4 protein-coding genes and 1 pseudogene are annotated in these 6,318 nt (G+C 71.0%); 1 reads left to right on the top strand and 4 read right to left on the bottom strand.

Annotated features, from left to right (window positions below; translation table 11 throughout):
- Nucleotides 1-548: pseudogene (locus ACJQWL_RS13860) on the bottom strand (hypothetical protein); the annotation flags it as partial.
- The gene (locus ACJQWL_RS13855; protein ID WP_330969959.1) at nucleotides 545-1,123 is read right to left on the bottom strand and encodes an RNA polymerase sigma factor; all 579 of its coding nucleotides are present in this window, start codon (nucleotides 1,121-1,123) and stop codon (nucleotides 545-547) included. The pseudogene ACJQWL_RS13860 and the gene ACJQWL_RS13855, both read right to left, overlap by 4 nt.
- Before the next feature lie 266 nt (nucleotides 1,124-1,389).
- Here ACJQWL_RS13855 and ACJQWL_RS13850 point away from each other — a divergent pair, with 266 nt between their 5' ends.
- A complete protein-coding gene (locus ACJQWL_RS13850) occupies nucleotides 1,390-4,248 on the top strand; it encodes an EAL domain-containing protein (protein ID WP_330969960.1) in 2,859 nt (952 codons plus the stop codon).
- A 78-nt stretch (nucleotides 4,249-4,326) separates the two neighbouring features.
- On the opposite strand, the gene ACJQWL_RS13845 is transcribed toward ACJQWL_RS13850, so the two are convergent.
- Both ACJQWL_RS13845 and ACJQWL_RS13840 read right to left on the bottom strand, forming a co-directional pair.
- Nucleotides 4,327-5,766 carry an aldehyde dehydrogenase family protein gene (locus tag ACJQWL_RS13845; protein WP_330969962.1) on the bottom strand — a complete coding sequence of 480 codons (1,440 nt, stop codon included), beginning with the start codon at nucleotides 5,764-5,766 and terminating at the stop codon, nucleotides 4,327-4,329.
- Between the two features lie 181 nt (nucleotides 5,767-5,947).
- On the bottom strand, nucleotides 5,948-6,318 hold a 371-nt coding region (locus ACJQWL_RS13840; RefSeq protein WP_411300970.1), incomplete at its 5' end, for an exodeoxyribonuclease VII large subunit.

Raw genomic sequence — 6,318 nt, 5'->3', positions numbered from 1 at the left:
GCGGGCGCGGCATCGGCCGCGCGATCGGTACTGGAGCCGGCCATGTCCGCCTCGTCGGTCGTGCGGCTCTGGGTTGCCCCGACCGGCGTTTCGGACGCCTCCGGGACGACGCGTCGGGCAGGTCCGGCCTCGCTTGGCTCGCTTGGCGGCGCGGGCGGCGCGATCAGCCGCGGCCGGGCCGATGCGACCGGCTGCGCGGGAACGAAACCGCCGTCGGCCAGGGGTGCCTCTCCCCGCGCGGGAACCACCGTCGGCGGTGGTCGCAGCTGCCAGGCCACGCCCAGCACCAGTGCCATCGAAGCCGCCAGGCCGACGCCGGTGAGCCACCCGGCCGGCAGCAGCAGGGCGCGCCGAACGCCGCGGCGTCGCGGCGCCGGCGCGGCGCCGGCGTCATCGCTGGCGGCGGCGTGCGCAGCGGCAATGATGCGGGCGTCCAGCACAGCCGATGGTCCGTCGTGGGGACCCAGCCGCGCCAGCCGCGCGGCCATCTCCCGCTCTTCGGGGGTCAGGGGGTCGCGCTCGGGATGTCCGGGTGGGCGGGTCGTCATTCGTTGAGCCTCGCGCGCAGCTTGTCCATCGCATAGCGCAGCCTGGATTTCACGGTTTCGCGCCCAACGCCGGTGACGTGCCCGATCTCCTCAAGGCTCAGTTCCTGTTCGAGCCGGAGCAGCACGGTTTCGCGTTGCTCGTCGGGCAGGTCTTCGATCGCGCGTTGCAGGCGCCGGCGCTGCTCGAACTCCGAGAGCTCCCGCTCGGGCGTGGTCGGGTCCGGGATGCGCGCTGCACGCAGGTCGGCATCGCCCGGCGCGGCAGGGCGGTGCTTGAGCGCGCGCCAGTGGTCACCCAGGCGATTGTGGGCGATGCGGAACAGCCATGCACTGAACGCGGCCTCGGGGGCCCAGCCGCCGCGTGCCCCGATCACCCGCTGCCAGGTGTCCTGGAAGATCTCCTCCGCCAACGGGACATCACGGGTGTGGCGCAGGAGGAAGCGGTACAGCGGCGCGCGGTGGCGGGCATAGAGCTGCTCGAAGGCCAGTACGTCGCCGCCTATCCAGGCCTGCATCAGCACCTCGTCGGCCGGCTCCGGGGCAGGCGCGACGGCGGGGTCGGGGACGGCATCCATCGACGCAAGGGTACGGGTCGACGTTGCCGGCGGAAAGCCACCGGCGCGCGGCGCAGGGTCCGGGCGCGGGGCAGGGGTGGCAGTCGGGACGGGTGTCAGCATCCCCGAACCAACGCGCCAGCGGGGTGGAAAGGGTCGCCTCCGGCCGCATCCGGGCTGGCCGGGGGCGCGGCGCGGTATGCTCGCGCCGGCGACAGGGGGCGAACGGCTTGGGGCACGTCACGGCAACGGGGACGATGGATTCGATCCGGGAACGGGTGCCGTTCATGGATCCGCTCGCCGGCGTCCTGCAGCGGGCGCTGCCTTCGGGCTCGAGCGTCTCGGTGCGCTGGAAGGAGGCGGGGGGCGGCGTGGTCGCGTCCGACTGCGGTGACGTGCGCGGCGAGCTTCGCGACACGGTCGAGGCACTGTGGGGAGGCTCGGCCGCCACGCCGGAGGACTCCTGCAGCGTCGGGCTGTCCTGGACCACGCAGGACGGGACCCCGGTGGTGATCGCCGCCCAGCTGCCCGAGCCACTCGCGCCGCAGTCCATGGACGCGTGGTCGAGCATGGCCCAGCGGGTCGTGGAGTCCTACATCGCCAGCGCACGCGCGCACGCCCGCGCCGAGCAGCTGGAGAAGTCCGAGCGCCTGCAGCAGGCGCTCTACGAAATCGCCGACCTGGCCGGTTCGGACATGGAGATGTCCGGGATGCTGCGGCGCATCCACGGCGTCGTTGGCGGCCTGATGTACGCCGAGAACTTCTACATCGTGCTCTACGACGATGTCGTCGACAGTTTCCGCTTCCTGTACTTCGCCGATCGCCTCGACACCTTCGTGGCCCAGCCCGACAAGGAGATCAATGGCGAAGACATGCCCAACAGCCTGACCCTGGCGCTGCTGCACCACGGCGAACCGGTGCAGGGCTCGTCCGACGAGGTGCGCCGCCGGTTGGGGGTGGCCTTCGACGAGCGGCACGGGCCCGACAGCCGCGACTGGCTGGGCGTGCCGATGAAGCGCGAGGACCATGTCTGCGGCGCGATCGTGGTGCAGAGCTACGACCGCGATGAAACCTACGGCGAGGAGGAGCGCGCGCTGCTGTCGTTCGTCGCCCAGCACATCCTGACCGCGCTGGACCGCCACCAGGCGCGCGAGGAGCTCGAACGCCGGGTCGAGGAACGCACCCAGGAGCTGCAGCAGAGCAATCGCCACCTCCAGGCCGAGATCGTCGAGCGCCACCGCTCCGAGCAACTGCAGCGCGCGCTGTTCCGCATCGCCGAGATGTCGATGACATCCGAAACGCTTGAACACTTCTATGCACGCGTCCACGAGGTGGTGGGCGAGCTGCTGTACGCGCGCAACTTCTACATCGCACTGGTGTCCGAGGACGGGGAGTGGCTCGAGTTCCCGTACTCCATCGACGAACGCGACCCGCGCCGGGAAACACGGCGCCTGTCGGCGGGCCTGACCGAGTACGTGTTGCGCAATGGCAATCCGCTGCTCGCCGACCGCTCGCAGGTCGACATGCTGCAGGCGTGCGGCGCGGCGCGCAGCCACGGCACGCTGGCCCATTGTTGGCTGGGCGTCCCGCTGATGCGCGAGGACGACGTGGTCGGCGTCATCGCGGTCCAGAGCTACTCGCCCGACGTGGTGTTCAGCCCGCGGGACCAGGAACTGCTGACCTTCGTCGCCCACCACATCAGCATCGGCCTGGCACGCAAGCAGGCGCAGGACCGGCTGCTGGCGGCGCACGGTGAACTCGAGCAACGGGTGCAGTCACGCACGCGCGAGCTGGCGCGCGCGAATTCCGAGCTGATGGAGCAGATCGGCGAGCGCACGCGCGCCGAGGAGAAGCTGACCCACCAGGCCCGGCACGATGCACTCACCGGCCTGCCCAATCGCGCGCAGCTGCTGGACCGCCTGGGCGATGCAATCTCGCGGGCGCGAAAGGACGTGTCGCGCCATTTCGCGGTGCTGTTCCTGGACCTGGACCGCTTCAAGCTGGTCAACGACAGCGTGGGCCACTCGGCAGGCGACGAGCTGCTGGTCGAAGCGGGGCGGCGCATCGTCTCGGCCGTGCGCGGGGGTGACTCGGTCTCCCGCCTGGGCGGCGACGAATTCGCCGTGCTGGTGCAGGACATCGACGGCCTGTCGTCCGCGCAGGAGCTGGCGCAGCGCATCATCGTCGCGTTGGGCCAGCCGTGCTGGGTGGCGGGGCGCGAGGTGTTTCCCTCGGCCAGCATCGGCATCGCGATGTGGCAGCCGCGTTACCAGAGCGGCGTGGAACTGCTGCGCGACGCCGACGCGGCGATGTATCGCGCCAAGGCGTCGGGCCGTGACCGCTGGGCGGTGTTCGACGAGCACATGCGCGAGCAGGCCGGGCAGATCCTGGACCTGGAGGCCGACCTGCGCCGGGCGATCAACGGCGAGGGGTTCATGGCGTTCTACCAGCCCATCGTGCGGCTGGCCGATGGCAGGGTGATCGGCCATGAGGCGCTGCTGCGCTGGCGGCACGAGCGCCGCGGCATGCTGCTGCCCGGGGCCTTCATCGGCGTGGGCGAGCACAGCGGGTTGATCGACGAGGTCGACTGGATCCTCTACCGCCAGGTCGCCGATCGCCTGGCACAGGGCGGCACCGGCTACGTGTCGATGAACGTCTCGCCGCGGCATTTCCGCGCCGGCGACTTCGCCGACCGCCTGATGCGGCTGGTGGAGTCCAGTGGCGCCGATCCCGCCCGGCTGCGGATCGAGATCACCGAGGTCGCGTTGCTGGACGACGTGCCGCGCGCCCTGCGGACTCTGGAGCAGTTGCGCGGCCACGGCATCCTCGCCCAGTTGGACGACTTCGGAACGGGCTACTCGGCACTGTCGTACCTGCACCGGTTCCCGATCGAATGCCTGAAGATCGACCAGAGCTTCGTCGCCGGCCTGACCGGCGCAAGCCGCCCCGAATCGGTTGCGGTCGTGCGTGCGATCCAGGCCCTGGCGGGCACCCTGGGGATCCACACCATCGGAGAGGGCGTGGAGACCGAAGCCCAGCGCACCGCGTTGCGCGAGCTGGGGTGTGCACACGGGCAGGGCTACCTGTTCGGCCACCCCGCCGAATCGCCCACGGCCAACGCGGTGGCGTCGGGGCTGGGGATGTAGTCCGAGCGGGCGGCCGCTGCCCCCCCCTGGTGGGTCGGCGGGCATGCGAGCGTTGCCCACGGCTGGAACGCCTACTTGCTACTTGCGCAGGGGGTCCCGGATCACCAGCAGCCGCGGTTCGGTCATGTCCTCGATCGCGCAGCGCACGCCTTCCCGGCCGAGCCCGGACTGCTTCACGCCGCCGTAGGGCATGTTGTCCACGCGCACGCTCGGGACATCCCCGACCACAACGCCGCCGACCTCCAACCGGTCCCACGCACGCATCGCGTGGTCGAGGCGGGCGGTGAACACGCCGGCCTGCAGCCCGAAGTCGCTGTCGTTGACGGTGGCGATGGCGGCATCGAAGTCATCGAACGGCTCGATCATCGCCACCGGGCCGAACGCCTCACGGCGATAGAGGTCCGCGTCGTGCGGCACTTTTTCCAGCAGTGCGGCCGGCAGCATGTTGCCGTCGCGGGGGCCGCCTGCCAGCACCTTGGCGCCGGCCTTGCGGGCTGCCGTGATCCAGCGCTCCACGCGCTTGGCCGCGTCCTCGTCGATCATCGGCCCGATGAACGTGGTTTCCTCGCGCGGATCACCCGTCCGCAACCTGGCGACGGCGGCCTTGAGCTTGCGTCGCAGCCGGTCGTGGACATCGGCGTGCACCAGGATCCGCTGCACGCTGATGCAACTCTGCCCGCTCTGGTAATAGGCACCCGAGACCAGCCGTTCAACCACGTGGTCCAGCGAGGCGCCGGGGTCGGCATCGACGATGCAGGCGGCGTTCCCGCCCAGTTCCAGCGTGACCTTCTTGCGCCCCGCGCGTGCCTTCAGCTCCCATCCGACCAGGCCGCCGGTGAAGCTCAGCAGGGCGATGCGCTCGTCCTCGACCAGTTGCGCGGCATCGGCGTTGGAACACGGCATCACCGAGAATGCGCCCTTGGGAAGGTCCGTCTCGGCGAGCACTTCGGCAATGATCAACGCACCGATCGGGGTCTTGGCTGCCGGCTTGAGTACGAACGGGCAGCCTGCGGCGATGGCGGGCGCGACCTTGTGCGCGACCAGGTTGAGCGGGAAGTTGAACGGGGTGATGAAGCTGCACACGCCGATCGGCACGCGGCGGGTCATGCCGCGGTAGTCCTCGGTTCGTGCGCTGATGGCCAGTTCCAGCACCTCACCGCCGATGCGGGTGGCCTCGCCGGCGGCAATGCGGAAGGTCTCGATCAGGCGGGTGACCTCACCGCGCGCGTCGCGGATCGGTTTGCCGGCCTCTATGCACAACGCAATCGCCAGTTCCTCCTGGCGCGCTTCGAAACGCGTCGCGCAGTGCTCGAGCACGTCGCGGCGGGCGTGCGGCGGCATGGCGGCCATCGCACCCCGCGCCTTGTGCGCGGCCACGATTGCCTTGCGCACCGTCGCGGCATCGGCCATCGCCACGCGGGTGGCACGCTTGCCGCTGTACTTGTCACGGACCTCCAGGTCGGTGTTGGCGGGGACCGGGCGGTTGGCCAGGTAGTAGGGGTAGGACTTCTTGAGCACGGGCATGGGCACCTCCGGGGAGCAGGCTGGCCCAGGGCGGGTTAACGCGGGGTCGTCTACGCGACCTTCCGCACCCTGCACGCGACCGCGCCAGTCGTGGGGCTGACGCGGTGGACCGCGGCTCACCCCGCTCCTGCAAAGGTAAAGAGGGCAGGCACCGCCCAGGCCGCTTCCGCAGCGGTCACTCCGGACGCGAGCCCTCGACACGCAGCTTCAGCCAGCCGTCGGTGACGCGCGCCTCGAGTGCATCGCCGGGCGCCGTGTCCAGCACGCTTCTCACCACCCGCCCGGAGTCGTGGCGCACGATCGCATACCCGCGCGCCACCGTGGCCAGCGGGCTGACCGCCTCCAGCGAACGCGCCAGCGCGCGCAGGCGCAGCGCGTCGTGGCCCAGCCGGCGCGCGATGCCGGCTTGCGGACGCGGTGCGAGCGATGCGAGGCGGTCGCGCAGTTGGGCGACGCGCCGCCTCGGATGGGCGGCACGCAGCACCGCGTCGGCATGCCGCAGGCGCGCCCGCTCGCGCTCGGAGCGCTGCCGCCACGCCGCCAGCA

Source organism: Novilysobacter viscosus, assembly GCF_046600715.1.
Taxonomy (GTDB): Bacteria; Pseudomonadota; Gammaproteobacteria; order Xanthomonadales; family Xanthomonadaceae; genus Lysobacter_C; species Lysobacter_C viscosus.
This window is presented reverse-complemented; position numbering and strand designations above follow the sequence as displayed.